Origin of the sequence: Aeromicrobium sp. UC242_57 (assembly GCF_044452305.1) — a bacterium.
GTDB lineage: Bacteria > Actinomycetota > Actinomycetes > Propionibacteriales > Nocardioidaceae > Aeromicrobium.
Genome location: NZ_JBIOAM010000002.1, coordinates 126140 through 149283, shown reverse-complemented (window position 1 = coordinate 149283; position 23144 = coordinate 126140). Strand labels below are relative to the sequence as shown.

At 67.1% G+C, this 23144-nt stretch carries 24 protein-coding genes and 9 pseudogenes; 28 read left to right on the top strand and 5 right to left on the bottom strand.

The window, feature by feature from the left end:
- Nucleotides 1-100 precede the first annotated feature (100 nt).
- Both ACHMWU_RS05370 and galK read right to left on the bottom strand, forming a co-directional pair.
- Nucleotides 101-946 carry a prephenate dehydratase domain-containing protein gene (locus ACHMWU_RS05370; RefSeq protein ID WP_396042010.1) on the bottom strand — a complete coding sequence of 282 codons (846 nt, stop codon included), beginning with the start codon at nt 944-946 and terminating at the stop codon, nt 101-103.
- Nucleotides 943-2064, bottom strand: coding sequence for a galactokinase (gene galK, locus ACHMWU_RS05365; protein WP_396042009.1), 1122 nt, complete (start codon nt 2062-2064; stop codon nt 943-945). Before galK ends, ACHMWU_RS05370 begins: the two co-directional genes overlap by 4 nt.
- A 75-nt stretch (nt 2065-2139) precedes the next feature.
- Between galK and ACHMWU_RS05360 the strand changes: the two genes are divergently transcribed.
- The 4 genes from ACHMWU_RS05360 to ACHMWU_RS05345 all read left to right on the top strand — a co-directional run bounded on the left by ACHMWU_RS05360 (nt 2140) and on the right by ACHMWU_RS05345 (nt 4161).
- A complete protein-coding gene (locus ACHMWU_RS05360) occupies nt 2140-2349 on the top strand; it encodes a hypothetical protein (protein ID WP_396042008.1) in 210 nt (69 codons plus the stop codon).
- A gap of 16 nt (nt 2350-2365) precedes the next feature.
- Complete coding sequence (gene trpS / locus ACHMWU_RS05355) at nt 2366-3127, top strand: tryptophan--tRNA ligase (protein ID WP_396042007.1); 762 nt, start codon at nt 2366-2368, stop codon at nt 3125-3127.
- A 3-nt stretch (nt 3128-3130) separates the two neighbouring features.
- Nucleotides 3131-3652: a 2'-5' RNA ligase family protein gene (locus ACHMWU_RS05350; RefSeq protein ID WP_396042006.1), complete on the top strand. Its 522-nt coding sequence runs from the start codon at nt 3131-3133 to the stop codon at nt 3650-3652.
- Nucleotides 3653-3750: 98 nt separating this feature from the next.
- Nucleotides 3751-4161: a hypothetical protein gene (locus ACHMWU_RS05345; RefSeq protein ID WP_396042005.1), complete on the top strand. Its 411-nt coding sequence runs from the start codon at nt 3751-3753 to the stop codon at nt 4159-4161.
- Nucleotides 4162-4201: 40 nt separating this feature from the next.
- On the opposite strand, the gene ACHMWU_RS05340 is transcribed toward ACHMWU_RS05345, so the two are convergent.
- Together ACHMWU_RS05340 and ACHMWU_RS05335 are read right to left on the bottom strand one after the other, a co-directional pair.
- On the bottom strand, nt 4202-4942 hold the full coding sequence (locus ACHMWU_RS05340; RefSeq protein ID WP_396042004.1) for a LysR family transcriptional regulator substrate-binding protein: 741 nt from the start codon (nt 4940-4942) through the stop codon (nt 4202-4204).
- Nucleotides 4943-4973: 31 nt separating this feature from the next.
- Nucleotides 4974-5117, bottom strand: a pseudogene (locus ACHMWU_RS05335) (LysR family transcriptional regulator); the annotation flags it as partial.
- Nucleotides 5118-5228: 111 nt separating this feature from the next.
- On the opposite strand from ACHMWU_RS05335, the gene ACHMWU_RS05330 reads away from it, so the two are divergent.
- From ACHMWU_RS05330 to ACHMWU_RS05300, 7 genes and pseudogenes are all read left to right on the top strand, one after another.
- Nucleotides 5229-5798 (top strand): succinate dehydrogenase, encoded by a 570-nt coding sequence (locus tag ACHMWU_RS05330; protein WP_396042003.1) that lies wholly within the window; start codon nt 5229-5231, stop codon nt 5796-5798.
- Nucleotides 5799-5880: 82 nt separating this feature from the next.
- Nucleotides 5881-7826, top strand: a pseudogene (locus ACHMWU_RS05325) (fumarate reductase/succinate dehydrogenase flavoprotein subunit); the annotation flags it as partial.
- 9 nt (nt 7827-7835) lie between these two features.
- Nucleotides 7836-8561 (top strand): annotated as a pseudogene (locus ACHMWU_RS05320) (succinate dehydrogenase/fumarate reductase iron-sulfur subunit); the annotation flags it as partial.
- 194 nt (nt 8562-8755) lie between these two features.
- Nucleotides 8756-9133 (top strand): MarR family transcriptional regulator, encoded by a 378-nt coding sequence (locus ACHMWU_RS05315; RefSeq protein ID WP_396042002.1) that lies wholly within the window; start codon nt 8756-8758, stop codon nt 9131-9133.
- Nucleotides 9134-9177: 44 nt separating this feature from the next.
- A pseudogene (locus ACHMWU_RS05310) lies at nt 9178-9858 on the top strand (MFS transporter); the annotation flags it as partial.
- A 76-nt stretch (nt 9859-9934) separates the two neighbouring features.
- Complete coding sequence (locus tag ACHMWU_RS05305) at nt 9935-10429, top strand: MFS transporter (protein ID WP_396042001.1); 495 nt, start codon at nt 9935-9937, stop codon at nt 10427-10429.
- Nucleotides 10389-10817, top strand: a complete 429-nt coding sequence (locus ACHMWU_RS05300; RefSeq protein WP_396042000.1) for an SRPBCC family protein — start codon at nt 10389-10391, stop codon at nt 10815-10817. Before ACHMWU_RS05305 ends, ACHMWU_RS05300 begins: the two co-directional genes overlap by 41 nt.
- Before the next feature lie 3 nt (nt 10818-10820).
- On the opposite strand, the gene ACHMWU_RS05295 is transcribed toward ACHMWU_RS05300, so the two are convergent.
- Nucleotides 10821-11147: a hypothetical protein gene (locus ACHMWU_RS05295; protein ID WP_396041999.1), complete on the bottom strand. Its 327-nt coding sequence runs from the start codon at nt 11145-11147 to the stop codon at nt 10821-10823.
- A gap of 187 nt (nt 11148-11334) precedes the next feature.
- Here ACHMWU_RS05295 and ACHMWU_RS05290 point away from each other — a divergent pair, with 187 nt between their 5' ends.
- The 17 genes and pseudogenes from ACHMWU_RS05290 (at nt 11335) to ACHMWU_RS05210 (ending at nt 23142) form a co-directional block, all read left to right on the top strand.
- Nucleotides 11335-12378: an amidohydrolase gene (locus ACHMWU_RS05290; protein ID WP_396041998.1), complete on the top strand. Its 1044-nt coding sequence runs from the start codon at nt 11335-11337 to the stop codon at nt 12376-12378.
- Between the two features lie 140 nt (nt 12379-12518).
- A complete protein-coding gene (locus tag ACHMWU_RS05285; protein WP_396041997.1) occupies nt 12519-13577 on the top strand; it encodes a BMP family protein in 1059 nt (352 codons plus the stop codon).
- Nucleotides 13578-13649: 72 nt separating this feature from the next.
- Nucleotides 13650-14232, top strand: a pseudogene (locus ACHMWU_RS05280) (ATP-binding cassette domain-containing protein).
- Between the two features lie 45 nt (nt 14233-14277).
- Nucleotides 14278-14427: a hypothetical protein gene (locus tag ACHMWU_RS05275; protein ID WP_396041996.1), complete on the top strand. Its 150-nt coding sequence runs from the start codon at nt 14278-14280 to the stop codon at nt 14425-14427.
- 129 nt (nt 14428-14556) lie between these two features.
- Nucleotides 14557-15186 carry a hypothetical protein gene (locus tag ACHMWU_RS05270; protein ID WP_396041995.1) on the top strand — a complete coding sequence of 210 codons (630 nt, stop codon included), beginning with the start codon at nt 14557-14559 and terminating at the stop codon, nt 15184-15186.
- Complete coding sequence (locus tag ACHMWU_RS05265) at nt 15183-15416, top strand: hypothetical protein (protein ID WP_396041994.1); 234 nt, start codon at nt 15183-15185, stop codon at nt 15414-15416. The genes ACHMWU_RS05270 and ACHMWU_RS05265 overlap by 4 nt, the downstream gene beginning before the upstream one ends.
- Nucleotides 15417-15581: 165 nt before the next feature.
- Complete coding sequence (locus ACHMWU_RS05260) at nt 15582-16292, top strand: ABC transporter permease (protein WP_396041993.1); 711 nt, start codon at nt 15582-15584, stop codon at nt 16290-16292.
- Nucleotides 16293-16355: 63 nt separating this feature from the next.
- Complete coding sequence (locus ACHMWU_RS05255) at nt 16356-17540, top strand: ABC transporter permease (RefSeq protein WP_396041992.1); 1185 nt, start codon at nt 16356-16358, stop codon at nt 17538-17540.
- 47 nt (nt 17541-17587) lie between these two features.
- Nucleotides 17588-17962 (top strand): annotated as a pseudogene (locus tag ACHMWU_RS05250) (cytidine deaminase); the annotation flags it as partial.
- A 143-nt stretch (nt 17963-18105) separates the two neighbouring features.
- Nucleotides 18106-18924: pseudogene (locus tag ACHMWU_RS05245) on the top strand (cytochrome P450); the annotation flags it as partial.
- A gap of 265 nt (nt 18925-19189) precedes the next feature.
- Nucleotides 19190-20471 (top strand): annotated as a pseudogene (locus ACHMWU_RS05240) (thymidine phosphorylase).
- A 9-nt stretch (nt 20472-20480) separates the two neighbouring features.
- On the top strand, nt 20481-20813 hold the full coding sequence (locus ACHMWU_RS05235; protein ID WP_396041991.1) for a MaoC family dehydratase: 333 nt from the start codon (nt 20481-20483) through the stop codon (nt 20811-20813).
- Nucleotides 20810-20935, top strand: a complete 126-nt coding sequence (locus ACHMWU_RS05230; protein ID WP_396041990.1) for a hypothetical protein — start codon at nt 20810-20812, stop codon at nt 20933-20935. Before ACHMWU_RS05235 ends, ACHMWU_RS05230 begins: the two co-directional genes overlap by 4 nt.
- 12 nt (nt 20936-20947) lie before the next feature.
- A pseudogene (locus ACHMWU_RS05225) lies at nt 20948-21749 on the top strand (adenosine deaminase); the annotation flags it as partial.
- 106 nt (nt 21750-21855) lie between these two features.
- Nucleotides 21856-22029 carry a hypothetical protein gene (locus ACHMWU_RS05220; protein WP_396041989.1) on the top strand — a complete coding sequence of 58 codons (174 nt, stop codon included), beginning with the start codon at nt 21856-21858 and terminating at the stop codon, nt 22027-22029.
- Nucleotides 22030-22309: 280 nt separating this feature from the next.
- A complete protein-coding gene (locus tag ACHMWU_RS05215) occupies nt 22310-22765 on the top strand; it encodes an HAD family hydrolase (protein ID WP_396041988.1) in 456 nt (151 codons plus the stop codon).
- Complete coding sequence (locus tag ACHMWU_RS05210) at nt 22762-23142, top strand: pentapeptide repeat-containing protein (RefSeq protein WP_396041987.1); 381 nt, start codon at nt 22762-22764, stop codon at nt 23140-23142. Before ACHMWU_RS05215 ends, ACHMWU_RS05210 begins: the two co-directional genes overlap by 4 nt.
- Nucleotides 23143-23144 lie beyond the last annotated feature (2 nt).

Below are 23144 nucleotides of genomic sequence, written 5' to 3'. Positions count from 1 at the left end.
TCGCTGGCCATCTCCAGCATCGCGTCGATGTCGCCGGGCACGTGCGCGCGCAGCGTCACGACGCCGTCGCTCAGCACGGGTACCGACAGCGGCCACCGCATCATCGGCTGGCGGCGCGGAACGGATCTGCGGGGTAGACGCCCATCACGGTGATGTCGGTCGTGAAGAACGTCAGCCTTTCCAGCGCCCGGGCGAGCGGCAGGTCGTCGGGATGCCCGTCGACCTCGGCCAGGAACTGGGTCGCGGTGAACTCGCCGTCGACCATGTAGCTCTGAGCTTGGTCATGTTGACGCCGTTGGTGGCGAAGCCGCCCAGAGCCTTGTAGAGGGCGGCCGGCAGGTTGCGGACGTTGAACACGAACGTCGTGACCGTCGGGCCGTTGCCAGCCGGTGCACGCACCGGTTCGCGGGGACAGGACCACGAACCGGGTCGTGTTGTGGTCCTCGTCCTCGATGTCGTGGGCCAGCACGTCGAGACCGTAGATCTCAGCGGCCATCGGGGGCGAGATCGCGGCCTGGGTGGGGTCGCCGGCGGCGGCGATCTCACGTGCCGCGCCGGCCGTGTCGCCTGAGATGACCGGTGTCAGCCCGTGCTCGCGGATGATCTTGCGGCACTGGCCCAACGCGTGGACGTGGCTGTGGACGGTCTTGATCTGGTCGATCGTCACGCCCGGCATCGCCATGAGGCTGAACTGGATGCGCAAGAAGTGCTCGGCGATGATGTGCAGTCCCGACGTGGGCAGGAAATGATGGATGTCGGCCACCCGCCCGGCGATCGAGTTGTCGATCGGGATCATCGCGAGCTCGGCCTCGCCGGACTCCACGGCAGCGAAGACGTCCTCGAACGACGCGCACGGCAGCGTGTCCCAGTCGGGGTAGTGGCGGTTGGCCACGATGTGCGAGTTGGCGCCGGGCTCGCCCTGATAGGCAATGCGTCGAGAAGTCACTTTCCCAGTCTGGCATCTGTGCTCGGCGCCGGGTGCGCGCCATCGGCGGCACGCACCGCAAACACCTCGGGCCGAGCCCAGCGACGGTCGAGGTACCGGGCCTCGACCCGGTCGCGCACGGCCTGGACCTTCTCGGGAGCGACGAGCGCGATCGCGCTGCCGCCGAAGCCGCCGCCGGTCATCCGCGCACCGAGCGCGCCGGCCTCCAGCGCCGCCTCGACGGCCGTGTCGAGCTCGGAACAGCTGACCTCGAAGTCATCGCGCAGCGAGGCGTGGGACGCGGTCAGGATCGTCCCGAGCTGGGGCCAGGCGCCGCGCCGGATCGCGTTGACCGCACCTCGGACGCGCGCCGTCTCGGTCAGGACGTGGCGGGTGCGGGCCTTCAGCGTCTCGTCGGTCAACCTGACGGTGGCGTCGAGCCCGGCATCGGCGAGCCGGTCGAGCCCCAGCTCGGCGGCGGCCTGCTCGCATTCCTCGCGCCTCGCCGCGTACTCGCCCGCAGCGAGAGAATGGTGTGCTCCGGTCGAGATGACGACCAGGGTCAGGCCGTCGGCGTCCCACGTGAGAGGAACGGCCTCGAACGGGTGCGGCTGCTGCGACGTGTCGATCAGCAGGGCGTGCCCGGCCTGCCCGTGCAGCACGGCGAGCTGGTCCATGAGCCCGACCGGCACGCCGACGAACTCGGCCTCGGCCTGCTGGGCCAGCTGAGCGACCTGGGTCCGGTCGAGCCCGAGGTGCTGTGCCTGGTTGAGGGCAGCGCCGATGCCGCACGTCGTCGCGGCCGACGACGACAGTCCTGCGCCCGACGGCAGCGCGGACTCGATCACGAGATCTGCTCCGGACAGCGAGTGACCGGCGTTGCCGAGGCTCCAGATCATCGCCGCAGCATACGAAGCCCATCCGTCGACCTCGCCAGGTCGTACCGAGGTCGTGAACGACTCCTTGGCAGCACCGGGAAGATCGGTCCAGACATTGACCACTCCGTCCTCACGGAGACGTGCCTTGACCGTCACCCGCCGGTCGATCGCCATCGGCAGGACTGGTCCACCGTTGTAGTCGAGGTGCTCCCCGATCAGGTTCACCCGACCTGGCACATCCCACCGGCACACGTCAGTCACGATGCGAGCCTAACGACTCACCCGATCGGCGCGACTGGCAGAATGCCGGACATGGACACCGTTCGTCGACCACGCGTGTTGTCCGGGGCCCAGCCCACGGCCGACTCGTACCACTTGGGCAACTATTTCGGTGCCTTCAAGCAGTGGGTCTCCCTGCAGGACGACTTCGAGGCGTTCTACTTCATCCCCGACCTGCACGCCATCACGGTCGAGTACGAACCCGCACTGCTGCGCGAGCGCACCTACATCGCCGCAGCCCAGCGTCGCGGCTGGCGTCGACCCTGAGCGCAGCGCCCTCTTCGTGCAGAGCCACGTGCCCGAGCATGCCCAGCTGGCCTGGATCCTCGGCGGTGTCACCGGATTCGGCGAGGCTGCCCGGATGACGCAGTTCAAGGACAAGAGCGCCAAGGGCGGTCAGGACTCAGCCAGCGTCGGCCTGTTCACCTACCCGATCCTGATGGCCGCCGACATCTTGATCTACCAGGCCGACAAGGTCCCGGTCGGTGAGGACCAGCGCCAGCACGTCGAGCTGACCCGCAACCTCGCGCAGCGCTTCAACCACCGGTTCGGCGAGACGTTCGTGGTCCCGGAACCGCACATCGTCAAGGCCACTGCGAAGATCTACGACCTGCAAGATCCGACGTCCAAGATGAGCAAGTCGGCGCTGTCGCCCAATGGCGTCGTGTCGCTGCTCGACACCCCCAAGCAGGTGCTCAAGAAGATCCGGTCGGCGATGACCGACTCCGGCACCGAGATCTCGTACGACCCGGTCGCCAAGCCGGGCATCTCCAACCTGCTCTCGATCTACTCGGCCCTCACCGACGAGCCGATCGAGAAGATCGTCGCGGAGTTCGAAGGGCAGCAGTACGGACACCTCAAGGTCGCCCTGGCCGACATCGTGGCCGAGTTCGTCGGCGCATTCGGTGACCGGACCCGCGAGCTGCTGGCCGATCGTGGTGAGCTCGACCGCATCCTGGCCAAGGGCGCCGAGCAGGCCCGCGAGGTCGCCAGCACGACGTTGGACCTCGTCTACGACCGCTCCGGTTTCGTCCGGCAGGTCTGACCTGTGCCCATCATCGGCGTCTCGATCGCGATACCTGAGCCCTACGGCTCGTTGCTGCGTCGCAAGCGGGCTGAGTTCGGCGATCCTCTGGCCGAGACAGTTCCCAGTCATGTGACCTTGATTCCGCCGACCGAGGTTCGCGACGACGAGCTGGAGGCCGTCTGCGCGTCGTTGGAGCGCGCATCGGTGACCCTGCCGCCCTTCACGATGAAGCTGCGCGGGACCGGGACGTTCCGTCCGGTGTCGCCGGTGGTGTTCGTCGCCGTGAGCCAGGGCATCTCGTACACCGAGATGTTGGCCAAGTGCGTGCGCAACGCGCTCGACAGCCCCGAGCCGGAGTTCCCGTTCCATCCGCACGTCACGGTCGCCCACAACCTCGATGATGCGAGCCTCGACCGGGCGTACGACGATCTGAGCGACTTCGCCTGTGACTTCGTCGTCAGCGAGTTTGCGCTCTACCACCACGAGGACGAGCTCGGCTGGGTCCCGCAGCGCGCCTTCCCCCTGGGTGCCAGTCTCAGCTGAGCCAGGCGTGCTGGTTTTCCACAGCTTTCTGCTCGTCGCTACCCATGAGTCGCCGGGGCTGAAAGACTGGGCTGACCGGAGCGAAGAGCGGAGACGGCGTGGCGAACGAGCTGCAGGTGTGGACGATGATCGGTGTGTTCGTCGCGATCATGTCGAGCGTGCTGGGGCTGCTGTCCGCGGCATTCCTCAGGGTCCTGAGGGCCGAGATCGGTTCGCTCAGCTCAGTCGTCAGCTCCCAGGGCACGAGCCTGCGGGCCGAGATGGGCACGCTGGCCACTGATCTGCGGGCTGAGATGGGCACGTTGGCTACTGATCTGCGGGCTGAGATGGGAACGCTGGCGACCGATCTGCGGGCTGAGATGGGCACGTTGGCCACCGATCTGCGCGCCGACATGAGCACGCTCACAGCCGAGATCAAGGCAGAGATCCGGGTGCTCGACAACAAGGTCGACCTGCTCGACCGCGATGTCCAGGCGATCGCCCGGCAGGTGTTTCCCGATCGAGACTGAATGGCCTACTGGTCGAGCAGGTCGGCATCGCTGAACGTCCTCAGGTGGTCGAGCAGGTCCGACTTGAAGGCCTGCACCGCCAGGGGCAGCGCATCCGACTGGCGATGGGCCAGGGCGATGACTCGGTCCAACGGAGGATTCTCCAGCTGGGTGGCCTTCGCTGCGGCCGGGTCGACAGCACCATGCTGGGCACCACAGCATGGCCAAGGCCCGCCTCGACGAACCGCAGCACGGCACTCATCTCTCCGCCCTCCACGGCCAGACGCGGTTCGAATCCGGCTGCCGCGCAGGCCCGCAGCGTGACGTCCCGCAGGTCATAGCCTTCGCGGAACATCACGAGCGGCAGGTCGCGGAGCCCCTGCACGTCCATGTGGCTCGGCAGCTCGCTGTCGGCGGGGCTGGCGAGCACGAGCCGTTCGCGCAGCACGGGGGTCGTCTCGATGTCGGGCTCGTTGCTGGGCAACGGGATGATCAGCAGGGCGACATCAAGCCGGCCCTGGGCGAGCTCGCGGGTCAACAGCCGCGAGCCGGCCTCGTGCACCTCGAGGTCGATCTGTGGGTAGGCGGCATGGAAGCGAGTCAGTGCCTCCGGCAGGACACCGTCGCACAACGACGGGGTCGCGCCGAGCCGGACTCGTCCGCGGCGCAGGCTGGCGACCTCGTGCACGGCGCGTTGAGCGCTCTCGACGTCGATCAGGATGCGCTGGGCGTGGGGGAGGAGGGCCTCGCCGGCGCTCGTGGGCTTCGATGGCGCCGCGGTCGCGGACGAACAGCGCAGCACCGAGGGAGTTCTCCAAAACCCTGATCTGCTTGGACATCGTGGGCTGCGACACACCCGTCAGCTCGGCCGCACGGGTGAAGTGGCGGGTACGGGCGACGGCCACGAAGTAGCTGCTGATGGATCTGCACTGGTCAAGTGTGTCATAGCCAATGGCTATGAAGGTTGCCCTCAACATGACTTAGCCAGAATCGTCGAAGAGTCCTAATGTGTGAACGTGGCAACTACTCAAACTGCGAAGCGCGTCTCGGCCAAACGGTCGACCGTGGCTCTGAAATCTTCGATGGCGGTGTCGGGGCTCATCATGTTGGGCTACCTGCTCGTCCACATGTACGGGAACCTGAAGTTCTTCCAGGGACGGGAGAAGTTCGACCACTATCTCCACGAGACCCTCCCGCACATGTTCTACCCGTACCTGCCTGAGGGCGGCGCGATGTGGATCATCCGCGTCCTCCTCGTGGCCGCGCTGCTCGTGCACGCCTATGCGGCCGCCACGCTGTGGCGCCGCAACAAGGCAGCTGCCGGGTACGTCGGCGGCAAGCGCTACCACACGAGCCAGAACAAGACCGGCTACCAGCGCAGCTACGCATCGTTCACGATGCGGTGGGGCGGCGTCATCCTGCTGCTGTTCATCATCGGCCACGTCGCACAGATGATGCCGAACTGGATCTCACCCGGTGGCGCCAGCGACAGCAAGTACGACCGCGTCGTCAACGGCTTCGGCTGTGGTGGGTCGTCCTGCTGTACACGATCGGCCTTGTCGCCGTCGGCTTCCACCTGGCTCACGGATTCTGGAGCGCGCTCACGACCCTGGGTCAGAACCGCAGCTCGACCCGCAAGGGCTCGCGCTGGACCGTGATCTCGATCGCTCTCGCGACCGTCATCACCGTCGGCTTCATCTCCGTCCCGTTCGCGATCTTCTTCTTCGGAGCTGGTTCCTGATGACTACCACCACTACCCCCGAGGCCGGGCAGTTCCACGTCGTCGGCCACGACATCGCCGACACCAAGGCGCCTGCCGGACCGATCGAGAAGCGCTGGGACGAGCGCAAGTTCAACGCCAAGCTCGTCAACCCGGCGAACCGCCGCAAGATCAGCGTCATCATCGTCGGAACCGGCCTGGCCGGCTCGGCCGCCGCTGCGACGATGGGCGAGGCCGGCTACCACGTCAAGGCTTCTGCTACCAGGACAGCCCGCGCCGCGCACACTCGATCGCCGCGCAGGGTGGCATCAACGCCGCCAAGAACTACCGCAACGACGGCGACAGCGTCTACCGGCTGTTCTACGACACGGTCAAGGGCGGCGACTTCCGTTCGCGCGAGTCCAACTCGTACCGCCTCGCGCAGGTCTCGGTCAACATCATCGACCAGTGCGTCGCGCAGGGCGTCCCGTTCGCTCGTGAGTACGGCGGACTGCTCGACAACCGTTCCTTCGGCGGCGTCCAGGTCTCGCGTACGTTCTACGCCCGCGGCCAGACCGGACAGCAGCTGCTGATCGGCGCCTACCAGGCGCTGGAGCGTCAGGTCGCAGCCGGCACCGTCGAGGTCAACACCCGCCACGAGATGCTCGAGCTGATCATGGTCGACGGCAAGGCCCGCGGCATCGTTGCTCGCGACATGGTCTCCGGCGAGATCGAGACGCACACCGCTGACGTCGTCATCCTGGCCACAGGTGGCTACGGCAACGTGTACTTCTTGTCGACCAACGCGATGGGCTGCAACACCACGGCGACGTGGCGTGCGCACCGCAAGGGCGCCTACTTCGGCAACCCCTGCTACACGCAGATCCACCCCACCTGCATCCCGGTCTCCGGCGACTACCAGTCGAAGCTGACCCTGATGAGCGAGTCGCTGCGCAACGACGGCCGCATCTGGGTGCCCAAGAAGGCCGGCGACGAACGTCCCGCCGACCAGATCCCCGAGGACGAGCGCGACTACTACCTCGAGCGCATCTACCCGGCGTTCGGCAACCTGGTGCCCCGTGACATCGCCTCGCGCGCCGCGAAGTATCAGTGCGACGACGGCAAGGGCGTCGGCCCCGGTGGCCTCGGTGTCTACCTCGACTTTGCCGACGCGATCAAGCGTCTCGGGCTCGACACGGTCGTCGCCAAGTACGGCAACCTGTTCGACATGTACGCCCAGATCACGGGCGAGGATCCGTACAAGACGCCGATGCGTATCTACCCGGCCGTGCACTACACGATGGGCGGGCTGTGGGTCGACTACGACCTGCAGAGCAACCTCGAAGGCCTGTTCGTCACGGGTGAGGCCAACTTCTCCGACCAGGGTGCCAACCGCCTTGGCGCCTCGGCGCTGATGCAGGGTCTGGCCGACGGCTACTTCGTGCTGCCGAACACGGTCGCCAACTACCTGGCCGACGGACCGTTCGAGAAGATCGGCGACGATCATCCCGAGGTCGTGGCGGCCAAGCAGGCGGTCGTCGACCGGATCGACACATTCTTGTCGATCAACGGCAACCGCACGGTCGACTCGTACCACAAGGAGCTCGGCCACATCATGTGGGAGTACTGCGGCATGGAGCGCACCGAGGCCGGTCTGACCAAGGCGATCGGCCTGATCCGTGAGCTCAAGGCCGACTTCTACCAGAACGTCAAGGTCTCCGGTGTCAACGAAGAGCTCAACCAGACCCTCGAGCGGGCCGGCCGCGTGGCCGACTTCTTCGAGCTCGGTGAGCTCATGTGCATCGACGCGCTGCACCGCGCCGAGTCGTGTGGCGGTCACTTCCGCGCGGAGAGCCAGACCGAGGACGGCGAGGCACTCCGTAACGACGAGGAGTTCGCGTACGTCGCTGCGTGGGAGTTCGGGGGAGACACCCCGGTCCTGCACAAGGAACCGTTGGAGTACGAGTACGTCGAGATGAAGGCCAGGCAGCTACAAGTGAACATCACCGTACGGGTGTGGCGTCAGAAGGACGCCGACAGCAAGGGCAAGATGGTCACGTATGGCGTCGAGGACGTCAGCGAGCACATGTCGTTCCTCGAGATGCTCGACGTCCTCAACGAGCAGCTGACGCTGGCCGGTGACGACCCGATCGCCTTCGACCACGACTGCCGCGAGGGCATCTGTGGAGCGTGTGGTGTCGTGATCAACGGCCAGGCGCACGGCCCGCAGGTCACCACGACGTGCCAGCTGCACATGCGCAGCTTCGAGGACGGCGCCGTCATCGACATCGAGCCGTGGCGGGCGGGCGCGTTCCCGGTCATCAAGGACCTCGTCGTCGATCGTGGTGCCTTCGACCGCATCATCCAGGCCGGTGGCTTCATCAGCGCGCCGACCGGTTCGGCGCCTGAGGCCAACAACCTCCCCGTGCCGAAGAATGATGCCGATCACGCCTTCGAGTCGGCCGCATGCATCGGCTGTGGCGCGTGCGTCGCAGCGTGCCCCAACGGTTCGGGCATGTTGTTCACGGCCGCCAAGATCACGCACCTGGGCCTGCTCCCGCAGGGCCAGCCCGAGCGTGACTCGCGGGTCGTCGGCATGGTCGAGCAGCATGATCACGAGGGCTTCGGCGGCTGCACCAACATCGGTGAGTGCACGTCGGCCTGCCCCAAGAGCATCCCGCTCGACACGATCAGCCGCCTGAACCGCGATCTCCTCGGAAGCTCTCGCCAAGGGCAAAGCCTAAGAACGCTGACGAGGGGGTTATGGCCCCCTGAGGAGAGGGTTGTCGTCCACGCTGCGGGCGGCAACCCTCTCGTCGTAGGGCGACAAGTGCCTCGTCAGCGGGGATTTGGTTAGCGTAGGTAATTTGTTATGCTAACGATATGCCTACTGATGCTCACCAGCTCGCTCGGTCGGTGGCGCGCCTCAACCGACGTCTGCGCAAGGAGCGTCAGAGCGATCTGACCCCGACCCAGCTGTCGGTGCTCGGATCGACCTTCGCGATCGGCCCGGCGACGCCCAGTGCGATCGCCGCGTACGAAGGGGTCCAGCCGCCGTCGATGACCCGCATCCTCGCCCAGCTGCTGGACGAAGGATTCGTCACCCGGTCGCCGCACCCTGACGACGGACGCCAGGTGCTGATCTCGATCTCCGTGGAGGGCGATGCCGTCCTGGCCGCCGAACGTGATCGACGTGACCTCTGGCTCAGCCAACGACTGCACGAGCTCGACGCCGCCGACCGATCGATCCTGAGGGAGGCTGCTGTGCTGATGGAACGGCTCGCCCAGGTTTGAGCCCCACGTTCAGCGCACTGTCCGTCCGCAACTTCCGGATCTACATGCTCGGTGGGATCCTGTCGAACACCGGCACCTGGATGCAGCGCATCGCCCAGGACTGGCTCGTCCTGCAGCTGACCGCCAGCGGGACCGCGCTCGGCATCACGACGGGGCTGCAGCTGTTGCCTGTTCTGCTGTTCTCGCCGGTCGCCGGCGTCGTCGCCGACCGCGTGCCGAAACGCACGGTGCTGCGCTGCACCCAGGTCGCGATGGCGCTGCCGTCGGCCCTTCTGGGGCTGCTCGCCGTGACCGGGATGCTCGAGCTGTGGCACGTGTACCTGCTGACCTTCATCTTCGGCATCGGCACGGCCTTCGACGCTCCCGCGCGCCAGTCGTTCGTCGTCGAGATCGTCGGACGTGACGACCTGGCCAATGCCGTCGGCCTCAACTCCGCCTCGTTCAACCTGGCTCGGATGATCGGCCCCGCCGTGGCCGGGCTCATGATCGCCGCCCTCGGATCAGGGGTCGGTGCCGCCGGCTGGGTCATCTTGATCAACGCCGTCAGCTATGTCGCGGTGTTCGCGTCGTTGCAGCTGCTCGACGGCAGCCGGCTGCGTCCCTCCGACATCACCGGCACCCGCAAGCGTGCCATCCGCGACGGTGTCGCCTACGTCCGGTCGAGGCCCGACCTGGTGCTGATCCTGACCTGCGTGTTCTTCGTCGGGACCTTCGGGATGAACTTCCAGATGACCAGCGCACTGATGGCCACCGAGGTCTTCGGCAAGGGTGCGGGGGAGTACGGGGCTGCTCGCGTCGATCATGGCGATCGGTTCGCTCGGCGGGGCGCTGCTGGCGGCTCGTCGTCCGCGACCGCGGCTGCGTTTCGTGGTGCTGGCCGGTGCCGGCTTCAGCATCGTCGAGATCGTTGCCGGGCTGATGCCCACCTACACGAGCTTCGCCGCGGTGCTCCCGGTGCTCGGCCTGTGCGCCCTGACGATGGTCACGTCGGCCAACGCCACGATCCAGCTGACCTCGAGCCCCATGATGCGCGGGCGGGTCGCGGCGCTGTACCTGATGGTCTTCATGGGCGGGACGCCGATCGGTGCGCCCATCGTCGGATGGGTCGGTGAGACGTTCGGCGCCAGGTGGATGATGATCGGCGGCGGGACGCTGACGCTGTTCGGCATCCTGTTCGCGACCCTGTGGTACCTGAGGCACCACGACCAGCGTCTTCAGGAGTTGCGGGCCGAGCTGCGCGACCTACGGTGGAGGCATGCACGTCGAACGGACTTTCACGGTGTCGAGATCCCCTGAGGACGTCTTCGACTACTTGAGCGACTTCGTCAACACCAATGAGTGGGATCCCGGGACGCTTGAGACGACCCGCGTCACGGGTGACGGCGGTCTGGGCACGACCTACGCCAACCGGTCGACGTTCATGGGCCGCGAAGTCGACCTGACGTACGAGACGATCGGCTACGACCGTCCCACGTTCTTCTCGTGCCGCGGCACCAACAAGACCGCCACCGCGACCGACTCGATGACGTTCACCCGCGACGGAGACCGTACCCAGATCCGCTACCGCGCCGACTTCGAGTTCCGCGGAGTCGCCAAGCTGGTGGCCCCGTTGGTGGTCAAGCCGAAGCTGAGCGCCTTGGCGGACGAGACGGTCGAGCAGATCAAGGCTGCCCTGGAAGGGTGAGTCCTACAGGCTCTTGAGCACCTCGGCACGGGCAGTCGCGAGCTCTGCCGCACTGATGGTGCCCTTGGCGTGCAGGGCGTCGAGGTCGGCCAACCGCTGCTCCAACGTCTTCTCCGGTGCCAACGCCTGTGACTTGATGAGCGTCGTCATGGCCTCGGTCTCCATCGTGAACGGGTTGACGCCCGCATCGCTGGCCTTCTTCCAGTTCATGACGGTCACGACGGCGGCGCCGATGGCCGCCACCACAAAGATCACGATGAACAGGGTGAACATCGAGTCGAAGGTGCCGTCGCTGGGGAAGGAGTCGTCCATGGAGGTGGGCACAGGCATGGGTTCACTCTAGGCCAGGGTGGACGTCCGGCAGGGGCGCACGGCAAACAGCGATATCCTGAAGGAATGTCTCTTGCAGAACACCTCGCACGCTCGATCGACGTGGTCACCCCCGACCTGATCGAGGTGCGGCGCGCTGCACGCCTATCCCGAGCTGTCGTGGCACGAAGAACGCACGACCGACCTGGTGGCGACGTGGATGGACAAGAGCGGCATCCCGTACGAGCGGTTCGAGGGTACGGGCCTCATGGCCGACGTCGGTCCAGAAGAGGGACCGATCATCGCGCTGCGTGCCGACCTCGACGCCCTGCCGGTCGAGGACGCCTCGCAAGACCCGTGGCGCTCGACCGTCGCCGGGGTCTCGCACTCGTGTGGCCACGACGTGCACATCTCCGCGCTGCTCGGGGCCAGCGTCGCCCTGGCTCAGGCGCACGCCGAGAACCGTCTGCCGGTGCGGGTGCGGCTGCTGTTCCAGCCGGCTGAGGAAGTCATGCCCGGCGGTGCCTTGCGGCTGCTGGCGGCCGGTGCGTTGAAGGGCGTCTCGCGCATCTTCGCCCTGCACTGCGATCCTTCGCTCGACGTCGGTCAGGTCGGGCTGCGCGAAGGCCCCATCACGGGCGCCTCCGACCACATCACGGTGCGGCTCAGCGGCCGCGGCGGTCACACGTCGAGGCCTCACCTGACCGAAGACCTGACGTACGCGCTCGGCAGCCTGCTGACCCAGCTCCCGGCCGTCCTGTCGCGCCGCTTCGACCCCCGCTCGGGCGCCAGCATGGTCTGGGGTCAGGTCCACTCGGGCAATGCCGCCAACGTCATCCCGTCCAGCGGTGAGCTGACCGGCACCTTGCGCATGCTCGACGCGGCCGCCTGGCACCAGGCCGAGCATCTGGTCCGCGGCCTGATCAGCGACATCATCGAGCCCTTCGGGGTCAGCGCCGACGTCGTCTACACCCGCGGCGTCCCGCCGGTCGTCAACGACTTCGGGGCCACCGAGATCCTGCGCCGGGCCGTGACCGAGGCGGTCGGTCCCAGCGGTGTCGCGGCCACGGCCCAGAGCCTCGGCGGCGAAGATTTCGCCTGGTACGTCGAGGCGGTGCCCGGCGCGATGGGACGGCTCGGCACCCGCACTCCCGACGGGCCGACGTACGACCTGCACCAAGGCAATCTGCGCATCGACGAGCGGGCCATCGCCGTCGGCGCCAAGGTGCTGGCCTGCGCGGCCGTGAGCTGACCGACAGTTCCCGCAGTTTCGGTCAGGTGAAGAAACGATTAAGGGCTCAGGTAAAGCGGACCTCTGGGTCCCAGGGCACCCCTTCCAGCATTAAGGTCGACACACGTGCCGGGCTCCCGGCTCCGTATCGAGGAGGAATTTTGCGTCGACTGACGAAGGCCACCGCTGTCGCGGGTGTGGCCGTACTCGTGCTCGCTGCAGCGGGCTGTGGCAAGAACAGTGACTCAGAGGGCGACAAGCCGTCCGCTGAGGGTGACAACTGCGTCAAGGCTGATCCCGACAAGAAGGTCGGCATGGCATTCGACGTCGGCGGTCGCGGCGACCAGTCCTTCAACGACTCGGCAGCCAAGGGACTCGACAAGGCCGCCTGCGACCTGGGCGTCACGGTCCAGACCGCCGAGGCTCAGGACGGCGAGGCCGAGTCGGCTCGCGAGGGTCGCCTCCAGCAGCTCGTTGACGCGGGCTTCAACCCCGTCATCGCAGTGGGCTTCGCCTACTCCGCCTCCGTCGGCAAGGTCGCCAAGGCCAACCCCGAGGTCAACTTCGCGATCGTCGACGACGCAGTCGAGGGCGACAACATCGCCAACCTGCTGTTCGCCGAGGAGCAGGGCTCGTTCCTGGTCGGTGCCGCTGCCGCGCTCAAGAGCGAGTCGGGCAACATCGGCTTCGTCGGTGGCGTCGAGACACCGCTGATCAAGAAGTTCGAGGTCGGCTACGAGGCTGGCGCCAAGGCCGTCAACAAGGACATCAAGATCCAGGCCCGCTACCTGACGCAGCCGCCGGACTTCAGCGGCTTCGGCGACCCGGCCAAGGGCAAGACCACGGCTGAGGGCATGTTCGACGCCGGCGCAGACGTCGTCTACCACGCTGCAGGCGGTTCGGGCGGCGGTGTCTTCGAGGCAGCCGCAGCGGCCGGCAAGCAGGCCATCGGCGTCGACTCCGACCAGGCGCTGACCGCTGATGCGTCCGTCAAGGACGTCATCATCACCTCGATGCTCAAGAACATCGACGTCGCCGTGTTCACCTACCTCGACAACGTCGAGAAGGGTGACGTCCCGACCGGCCCGACGGTCTACGACCTCAAGGTCGACGGCGTCGGCTACTCCACGACGGGTGGTCACATCGACGACATCGTGAGCAAGCTCGACGATTACAAGAAGCAGATCATCGACGGAACCATCAAGGTTCCGACCTCGTAGTCGCTGCTGACGTGGCCCGGGCACGCGCTGTAGCGTGGGCCCGGGCCACGGTCGTCCTGTTGTACCTGTGAAGTGAGGGGCAGTGTGAAATCGACGAGCACGAACCAGGACGTGGTCGTACGACTGCGCGACATCGGCAAGACCTTCCCGGGGGTCGTCGCCAACCATGACGTCAACATCGACGTCAGGCGGGGCACGGTGCACGCGGTCGTGGGGGAGAACGGTGCCGGCAAGTCGACACTGATGAAGATCCTGTACGGCGTGCAGAAGCCCGACTCCGGAACTATCGAGGTCAACGGCACGCAGGTGACGCTGTCCTCGCCCAGCGACGCCATCGCCGCCGGCGTCGGCATGGTCTTCCAGCACTTCATGCTGGCCGACAACTTCACGGTGCTCGAGAACGTCGTCCTGGGTGCAGGAGAAGCTCCACGGCATCGGCGACGCCGCCCGCGACAAGATCCGCGAGATCTCCGCCGCCTACGGCCTCGACATCGAGCCCGACGTGCTCGTCGAGACGCTGGGCGTCGGTGCCCGGCAGCGGGTCGAGATCCTCAAGGTGCTGTTCCGCGGTGCCTCGATCATCATCCTCGACGAGCCGACCGCAGTGCTCGTGCCGCAAGAGGTGGACGGCTGTTCGGCAACCTCGAGGAGCTGACCCGCGAGGGCCTGGCCGTCATCTTCATCTCCCACAAGCGACGAGGTGCTGTCGGTCGCCGACGAGGTCACCGTGATCCGTCGTGGCGCGACGGTCGACACCGTCGACGCTGCCTCGGTCACGTCCAGAGCAAGCTGGCCGAGCCGATGGTCGGCTCCGAGCTTCCAACCCCAGCACCGAGAACCTCGACCGTGACCGACCAGGTCGTCCTCGAGGTCCGCGACCTGACCCTGACCTCGCCAGGCGGCGGACGTGACCTGCTGTCCGACATCGACCTGGTGATCCACTCCGGTGAGATCCTCGGCATCGCCGGTGTCGAGGGCAATGGCCAGGCCGAGCTCGTCGAGGCCATCATGGGCAGTGCGCGCCGGTGCGTCGGGAGTCATCACGCTCGACGACGTCGACCTGACCGGACGCTCGACCCGCGACCGCCGCGAGGCCGGCATCGGCTACATCCCCGAAGACCGCCACCGCCACGCTCTGCTGCTCGACGCACCGCTGTGGGAGAACCGCATCCTCGGTCACCAGACCCGCGAGCCCAATGTCAACGGACCGCTGATCGATCGAGGCGGAGCCCGCAAGGACACCCAGCGCATCGTCGACCAGTACGACGTCCGGACGCCGGGCATCGACACCCTGGCGCGCGCCCTGTCGGGCGGCAACCAGCAAAAGCTCATCGTGGGCCGTGAGATGGCCGACGACCCCCACCTGCTGATCGCGTCCCACCCGACCCGTGGCGTCGACGTCGGCGCCCAGGCCGCGATCTGGGGACACATCAAGCGTGCCCGACGCGAAGGACTTGCCGTGCTGCTCATCTCGGCCGACCTCGACGAGCTCATCGGCCTGTCCGACACCATCAGGGTGATCCTGCGTGGCCGGCTCGGCGGTTCGCTCGACCCGGCCAACGTCACCCCCTCGATGCTCGGCTCGGCCATGACAGGAGCGACGGAATGACACTGTCTCCTCGCCAGACCAAGATCATCCTCGCGATCGGGGCGCCAGTTCTCGCGCTCGTCGCGGCCTTCCTGATCACGAGCCTCGTGCTGATCCTCGCCGGTGACGACGTCGGCGGGGTCTGGGGGCAGATCCTGAGCCTCCCGAACCACCGCGGCTACGTCAACATCATCAACGCTGCCACGGTCTCTACCTGTCGGCGGTCGCGGTCGCGATCGGCTTCCGGATGAACCTGTTCAACATCGGCGTCGACGGTCAGTACCGGGTCGCGGCGTTCGCGGCGGCCGTGGTGGCCGGCGAGGGCTGGCTGCCGGGCTACTTCAACACGGCGCTCGCGATGCTGGCCGCCGTGCTGGTCGGCGCGGCGTGGGCCGGCATCGCCGGGGCTGCTGCGCGTGACCCGCGGCGTCAGCGAGGTCATCTCGACGATCATGCTCAACGCCATCGCGACGGCGCTCGTGGCCTATCTGCTGCGCAAGGTCGCGGTCGACGCCCCGGGCAGCAACATCACCGCGACCAAGCCGGTGCCCGAGGGCAGCCGGATCGGCGGCTTCACGCTGTTCGGCGATGTCCCGGCCACGGTGTACGGGCTGGTGCTGCTGTCGGTCGCAGTCGGCTTCGCCTACTGGTTCGTGATCAACAAGACCCGTTTCGGCTTCGACCTGCGGGCCACCGGCAGCTCGGAGACCGCAGCGGTCGCCAGCGGCATCAACGTCAAGAAGATGATCGTGATCTCGATGCTGATCTCCGGCGGTGTCGCCGGGCTGGTCGGCATGCCGTTGCTGTTCGGCAACGACTACGCCTACGGCTCGACGTTCCAGTCCGGGCTCGGCTTTGCCGGCATCGCGATCGCGCTGCTGGGTCGCAACCACCCGGTCGGCATCGCGCTGGGCGCACTGCTGTTCGCCTTCCTCGACGAGCAGTCCAATCCGTTGCAGATCCTGCTCAACGTGTCACCCGACATCGTCAAGATCACCCAGGGCACGATCGTGCTGACCGTCGTCATCGCCTACGAGGTGGTGCGCCGCTACGGCGTCCGTCTCGAGCAGCGCCGGGTGGCGTCTGCCCTGGATGACGAGCCGGCGACGGAAGGAGCGAAAGCATGACTGTCGTGACGAATGCGATGGCTCCGATGACCTCGGCTGCCAGAAGCCGCGTTCGGCTGGGCCATGATCTGGCTGGCCGCCGGGCTCGTGCTGTTCTCGCTGCTGCGCATCATCACCGGTGCCAACGACCTCGACTCGTCGGGCACGCTGCGCGCCACGTTGGTGGCTGCCGTTCCGATCGGACTCGCCGGTCTCGGCGGTCTGTGGTCTGAACGCGCTGGCGTCGTCAACATCGGCCTCGAGGGCATGATGATCCTCGGAACCTTCGGTGCGGGCTACTTCGGCTACTTCTACGGCCCCTGGCAGGGCGTGCTCGGCGCGATCCTGCTTGGCGCTGCCGGCGGTCTGCTGCATGCCGTCGCGACGGTCATCTTCGGCGTCGACCACATCGTCTCGGGTGTCGCGATCAACATCATCGCCCTGGGTGCCGTGCAGTACCTGGCAGCGTTGGCTTTCACCGGCGTGCCGGGCGGTGGTCAGACGCAGTCCCCGACGATCGACAGCCTCCCGTCGATCACGATCGACTTCCTGTCCGAGCCGCTCAAAAAGCTGGAGCAGAAGCACTGGTTCGTGATCTCCGACCTGGCCTCCGTGCTGGGTGCGATCGTGACCAACCTCAACATCCTGACGATCCTGTCGCTGCTGCTGTTCGTGCTGACCTGGTACCTGCTCTGGAAGACGGCTTTCGGTCTGCGCCTGCGGTCGTGCGGCGAGAGCCCCGCCGCCGCAGAGTCGCTCGGCGTCAACGTCATCCGCTACAAGTTCACGGCAGTCGTGGTGTCCGGCGGGCTCGCCGGCCTGGCCGGCGGCTTCCTGGCACTGGTCGCGTCCAGCACGTTCCGCGACGGCCAGACCGGTGGACGAGGCTATATCGGCCTGGCCGCGATGATCTTCGGCAACTGGCGCCCCGGCGGGCTGCTGGCCGGTGCAGGCCTGTTCGGCTACACCGACACGCTCCGCCTGCGCGGTGGTGGCGAGACGATCCACGGACTGCTGCTGCTGGTCGCCGTCGGCATCATCTTGTTCGGTCTGTGGAAGTTCCGCCAGACCCGCCAGATCTCGACCCTGATCGGCGCCCTGCTGGGTGTCGCAGTGGCCGTCTGGTACTTCTCGACCGACTCGATCCCCGAAGACCTGACCGGCATGACGCCGTACCTGACGACGCTGCTGGTGCTTGCGCTGTTCTCGCAACGGCTGCGCATGCCAGCAGCAGACGGAAAACCCTATCGAAAAGGCAGTGCAGGCTAGTGGCCGCAGAGATCAAAGGACTGGGCATCAAGGGGGCGGGCGACCCGATCGACTGGGAGGCCCTGACCCGGTACGCCACCGAGGTCATGGGCCGCGCCTATGCGCCCTACTCGAACTACAAGGTCGGTGTCGCGGGTCTGGTCGACGACGGCCGGGTCGTGCTCGGCTGCAATGTCGAGAACGCGGCCTACGGGGTCGCGCTGTGCGCCGAGTGCGGCATGGTCTCGGCCTTGCACGCGACCGGCGGCGGCCGCCTCATCGCGGTCGCCTGCGTCGACGCGCAGGGGGCTGCACTGATGCCGTGCGGACGCTGCCGCCAGCTGCTGTGGGAGAACGGCGGTCCCGACATGCAGCTCATGACGGCTTCGGGCGTCAAGACCATGAACGACGTGCTGCCCGACGCATTCGGTGCAGATGATCTGGGAAGCTTGTTGACACCTCACCCGCAGAACCCGACCACCAAGTACGCCGTCCAGCTCGACCCGGGGGCGCCGTCCTTCGTGGCGGACCCCTATCCGTCCTGGCCTCGCTGCGTGAGACCGGCCCCGTGCTCTGGCACGAGCCGATGGGGATGTGGCTGGCCACGACCCACGACTCGGTCAGCAAGGTGCTGCGCAACCGCGCCTTCGGCCGGTTGTGGACCGACTGGGAACCGGCTTCGCAGATGGAGCCGTTCAACTCGTTGCACCGCAACCAGCTGATGGAGAACGAGCCTCCGGCGCACACCCGGCTGCGGCGGCTCCTGGCCTCGGCCTTCGGTCGTGGCCACGTCGAACGCATGCGACCCCGCATCGAAGAGCTCGCCACGTCGATGGTCGCCGAGCTCGGCGACTCCTTCGACGTGCTGGCCGACTACGCCGAGCCGATGCCGGTCTTCGTGATCGCCGATCTGCTCGGTGTGCCGCGCGAAGATCATGTGCTGCTGCGCGACTGGTCGCAGGCCATCGTGCACATGTACGAGCCCAATGTCGGCGCGCTGACCAAGAAGGCCGCGATCGAGGCGAGCACCGCGTTCTCCGACTACGTGCGCGAGGTCGTGGCGCTGCGCCGCAAGCAGCCGGGCGACGACCTGATCACCGATCTGATCGCGGCGCGTGACGAGGGCACCAAGCTCAATGACGACGAGCTGGTCGCCACGGTCGTGCTGCTGCTCAACGCCGGGCACGAGGCTTCGGTCAACGTGTTCGGCAACGGTTTCAACGCGCTGCTGCAGCACCCCGACCAGATGGCCAGACTGACGAACGGCGAGGTGCCGATCGACGTCGCCCTCGAAGAGCTCATCCGCTACGACGCACCCCTGCAGCTGTTCGAGCGCACCGCGACCGAGGACGTCGAGGTCTGCGGCCAGGTGGTCGCGGCCGGCCAGAAGATCGCCGCGCTGATGGGCTCGGCCAACCGTGACGCCGCAGTGTTTGCCGACGCCGACACGTTCGACGTCAGCCGCGATCCCCAACCCTCACGTCGGCTTCGGCATGGGACTGCACTTCTGCCTGGGTGCTCCGCTGGCCCGGCTCGAGCTGCAGATCAGCCTGGGCCACCTTGCTCGACCGGTTCCCGACGCTCGAGCTGGCTGGCGAACCGCCACGGCGACCGACCTGGGTGCTGCGAGGGTTCGAGAAGCTGGACGTCACCACTGGGGGAGCTGTGTCATGACCGAGAACTTCGACGCGATCGATGTCATCGCCGCCAAGCGGGACAAGCACGGCTGACCGATCCACAGATCGACTGGGTCGTTGACGCCTACACCCGTGGGGTCGTCGCCGACGAGCAGATGTCGGCGCTGGCGATGGCCATCTTGCTCAACGGCATGAACCGGCGTGAGATCTCGCGCTGGACCAACGCGATGATCGACAGCGGCGAGCGGATGGACTTCTCGAGCGCTGTCGTGGACCACCTCCGACAAGCACTCGACCGGCGGGGTGGGCGACAAGATCACCCTGCCGCTCGCACCCCTGGTGGCTGCGTGCGGCGTCGCGGTGCCGGCTGTCCGGCCGCGGGCTGGGCCACACCGGCGGCACGCTCGACAAGCTGGAGGCGATCCCGGGCTGGCGGGCCAATCTGACCAATGACGAGATGATGGCCCAGCTCGAGAGCATCGGCGCGGTCATCTGTGCTGCGGGCGCCGGTCTGGCTCCGGCCGACAAGAAGCTCTACGCACTGCGCGACGTCACGGGCACCGTCGAGGCGATCCCGCTGATCGCCAGCTCGATCATGAGCAAGAAGATCGCCGAAGGCACCGGCTCGCTCGTGCTCGACGTCAAGGCCGGTTCTGGAGCCTTCATGAAGGACATCGCCGATGCACGCGAGCTCGCCGAGACGATGGTGGCGCTCGGCAAGGACGCAGGCGTCACGACCGTCGCATTGCTGACCGACATGTCGACCCCGCTCGGTCTCACCGCCGGCAACGCGTGCGAGGTCGCCGAGTCGGTCGAGGTGCTCGCCGGTGGCGGCCCGTCCGACGTCGTCGAGCCGACTCTCGCACTGGCCCAGAGATGCTGGCGGCGGCGGGCAAGACCGACAAGGATCCTGCCGACGTCCTGGCCTCCGGAGCGGCGATGGACGTGTGGAAGAAGATGATCTCCGCCCAGGGCGGCGACCCCGACGCGCCCCTGCCGGTCGCGAAGGAGACTCATGTCGTCACCGCGCCGACGTCGGGCACCGTGAGCCGCCTCGACGCCATGAGCGTCGGCGTCGCGGCCTGGCGCCTGGGTGCTGGTCGGTCGCGGCCGGGCGAGCAGGTGCAAAGCGGCCGCCGGCGTCGTGATGCACGCCAAGCCCGGTGACCAGGTCACCGCAGGCCAACCCCTGCTGACGCTGCACACCGACACCCCCGAACGGTTCGAGCGGGCCATCGCCGCGCTGGAGGGCGGGTACGACATCGGAGACGCGGCCGTGGAGCCGCCCGGTGTGGTGATCGACCAGATTCGATAGGTTCATCGGATGCGCATCTTCAACAACCGTCAGGAAATCGCAGACGCCGCCGGCCAGAAGCTGGGCGTCAGCGAGTGGGTCGCGATATCGCAGGACCGGATCGACATGTTCGCCGACGCCACCGGCGACCGGCAGTGGATCCACATCGACACCGAGCGTGCAGCAGACGGTCCGTTCGGCGTGACCGTCGCCCACGGCTACCTGACGTTGTCGATGCTGCCCTTCCTCGGCGCGCAGGTCTTCGCGTTCGCAGGCGACGTCGCGCGGGTCAACTACGGCCTCAACAAGGTGCGTTTCGTCTCGCCCGTCCGGGTCGGGCAAAGATCCGCAACCGGGTCGTGATGTCCGAGGTCGTCGAGATCGAGAAGGGCCAGCAGGTCACCTTGCAGCACACGATCGAGATCAAGGGCGACGAGAAGCCGGCCTGCGTCGCCGAGACCGTGACACTGCTGATGACGTCATGACACGATGAACGCGTGACTGCCACCGCTGAACAGATCCGTCGAGCCCCCAAGGTAGCCCTGCACGAGCACCTGGACGGGGGAGTGCGCCCCGCCACGATCGTCGAGATCGCCGCCGAGATAAGTCACGACCTGCCGGCCGATGGCGCCGAGGCACTGGGTGTCTGGTTCGAGGAGGCCTCGAGCTTCGGATCGCTGGTGCGCTACCTCGAGACATTCGTCCACACCGTCGCGGTGATGCAGCGGCCAGAAGACCTGGCACGCGTGGCCCGTGAGGCCGTCGTCGACCTCGCCACGGACGGCTGTGTCTACGCCGGCTGCGCTGGGCGCCCGAGCAGCACCAGTCGGCCGGGCTCTCGCTGCGCGAGGCCGTCGAGGCGGTGCAGACCGGCATCGACGCCGGACGCGCCGAGGCCGACGCCCTCGGGCATCCCATCGTCGTCGGCCAGCTGCTGACCGCGATGCGGCATGCCAAGCGCGGGCAGGAGATCGCCGAGATCGTCGTGGAGTACCGCACTCGCGGCGTCGCCGGCTTCGACATCGCCGGAGCCGAGGACGGCTTCCCGCCGATCCTGCACCTCGAGGCCTTCGAGTACCTGCGCCGCGAGACGCCCACTTCACGATCCATGCCGGTGAGGCCTTCGGTCTGCCGTCGATCTGGCAGGCGATCCAGCGCTGCGGCGCAGAACGTCTCGGGCACGGCGTCCGTATCGTCGACGACATCGACTGGGACGCGCCCGACGGGCCGGTGCTGGGTGATCTGGCGGCGTACATCCGCGATCGCCGCATCCCGCTGGAGATGTGCCCGTCGTCGAACCTGCAGACCAACGCTGTGCCAGGCATGACCTCGATCGCCGATCATCCGATCGGCAAGCTCGAAGGACCTCGGCTTCCGGGTCACGGTCAACTGCGACAACCGGCTCATGAGTGGCACCTCGATGTCACGGGAGCTCCAGCTGCTTGCCGAGGCCTTCGACTACGACCTCGACGACATCCGCTGGTTCACGATCAATGCGATGAAGAGCGCCTTCTTGCCCTTCGACCAGCGGCTGAGCCTGATCAACGACGTCATCAAGCCCGGCTACGCAGCCCTGTGAGCCGATCGCCCGTCCTGCTGTTCGACGTGTTCAGGACCTTGATCGCCTTCGACGGCGATCACGTCGACGAGCACACCTACGACCATCTGGCCCGCTGGCTCTGGTACCGCGGCGTGGTGGTCGAGGGCTCCGACCTGCAGCAGCGGGTCGAGCAGGAGAAGCAGCTGCAGCTGGCACAGTCGGTCAGCGCGACGCCCGACGTCGACACCGTCGTGGTGTGGGACCGGGTGCTCGAAGCACTCGGCACCTCCCCGGCACGGCGTGCGATGCTCGGCGCCGCTTGCCGCTGGTCTACCGGCAGCTCACGACACGCAGCATCGAGGTGTGGCCTGGCACGTTCGAGATGCTGGCGGCGTGCAGCGACTTCCGTCTCGGCATCGCGTCCAACACCCAGCGTGCGTACACCGAGCCCGAGCTGCGGATGCTGGGGCTGTGGGACTCGTTCGAGGTCGTGGTGTTCAGCTCCGACGTGCGGGCCTGCAAGCCCGATCCTGCGATCTTTCGCGCTGCCCTGGCCGAGCTCGACGTGCCAGCGTCCGACGTCGTCTACGTGGGCGACAACCCGCACGACGACGTGCTGGGAGCCTCGTTGCTCGACATCCCGACGATCCTGCTCGACCGGGGAACGCCGGTCGCCGACGGGGCGCAGCTGGGCCTGCCACTGGCGACGATCCCCGATGGTGACGCGGATGCCGTGGCGCGAGTGGCACGATCGCACTTCGGGATCGACACATGACCGATGTGGTCGAGTCGCCGCCCGAGGCGCTGACGACCGAGGCGTTCCGGCTGATGCGCGAGGCTCGGGAGCCAGGCGACTGGATCAGGCTCGACGGGATGGACCTCCACGGAGTGACCTTCGAGCCGGGCACCGACGACGAGACCTTGGAGCGGATCGACTTCACCGGCTCGACGCTGACGGGATGCTCGTTCAAGGACGTCTACCTGCGCAACGTGAAGTTCCAGGACGCCACGTTGATCGAGTGCGATCTTCGCTACGCCGAGATCGAGCGGACCTCGTTCAAACGAGCGGAGCTCGTGCGGTGCGATCTCTACCGCGCCCGGCTCGGAACGGGCGCGGTGTCGAGAACGCGAAGATCGTCGACAGCTCGCTGAAC

Bases quoted from the DNA above. Each gene is read 5' to 3' on its own strand.
- ACHMWU_RS05265 (WP_396041994.1), top strand. From the start codon at position 15,183: ATGACACTGTCTCCTCGCCAGACCAAGATCATCCTCGCGATCGGGGCG.
- ACHMWU_RS05270 (WP_396041995.1), top strand. From the start codon at position 14,557: ATGGCCAGGCCGAGCTCGTCGAGGCCATCATGGGCAGTGCGCGCCGGT.
- ACHMWU_RS05305 (WP_396042001.1), top strand. From the start codon at position 9,935: ATGGCGATCGGTTCGCTCGGCGGGGCGCTGCTGGCGGCTCGTCGTCCG.
- ACHMWU_RS05300 (WP_396042000.1), top strand. From the start codon at position 10,389: ATGCACGTCGAACGGACTTTCACGGTGTCGAGATCCCCTGAGGACGTC.
- ACHMWU_RS05235 (WP_396041991.1), top strand. From the start codon at position 20,481: ATGCGCATCTTCAACAACCGTCAGGAAATCGCAGACGCCGCCGGCCAG.
- ACHMWU_RS05210 (WP_396041987.1), top strand. From the start codon at position 22,762: ATGACCGATGTGGTCGAGTCGCCGCCCGAGGCGCTGACGACCGAGGCG.
- ACHMWU_RS05255 (WP_396041992.1), top strand. From the start codon at position 16,356: ATGATCTGGCTGGCCGCCGGGCTCGTGCTGTTCTCGCTGCTGCGCATC.
- ACHMWU_RS05295 (WP_396041999.1), bottom strand. From the start codon at position 11,147: ATGCCTGTGCCCACCTCCATGGACGACTCCTTCCCCAGCGACGGCACC.
- ACHMWU_RS05220 (WP_396041989.1), top strand. From the start codon at position 21,856: ATGAGTGGCACCTCGATGTCACGGGAGCTCCAGCTGCTTGCCGAGGCC.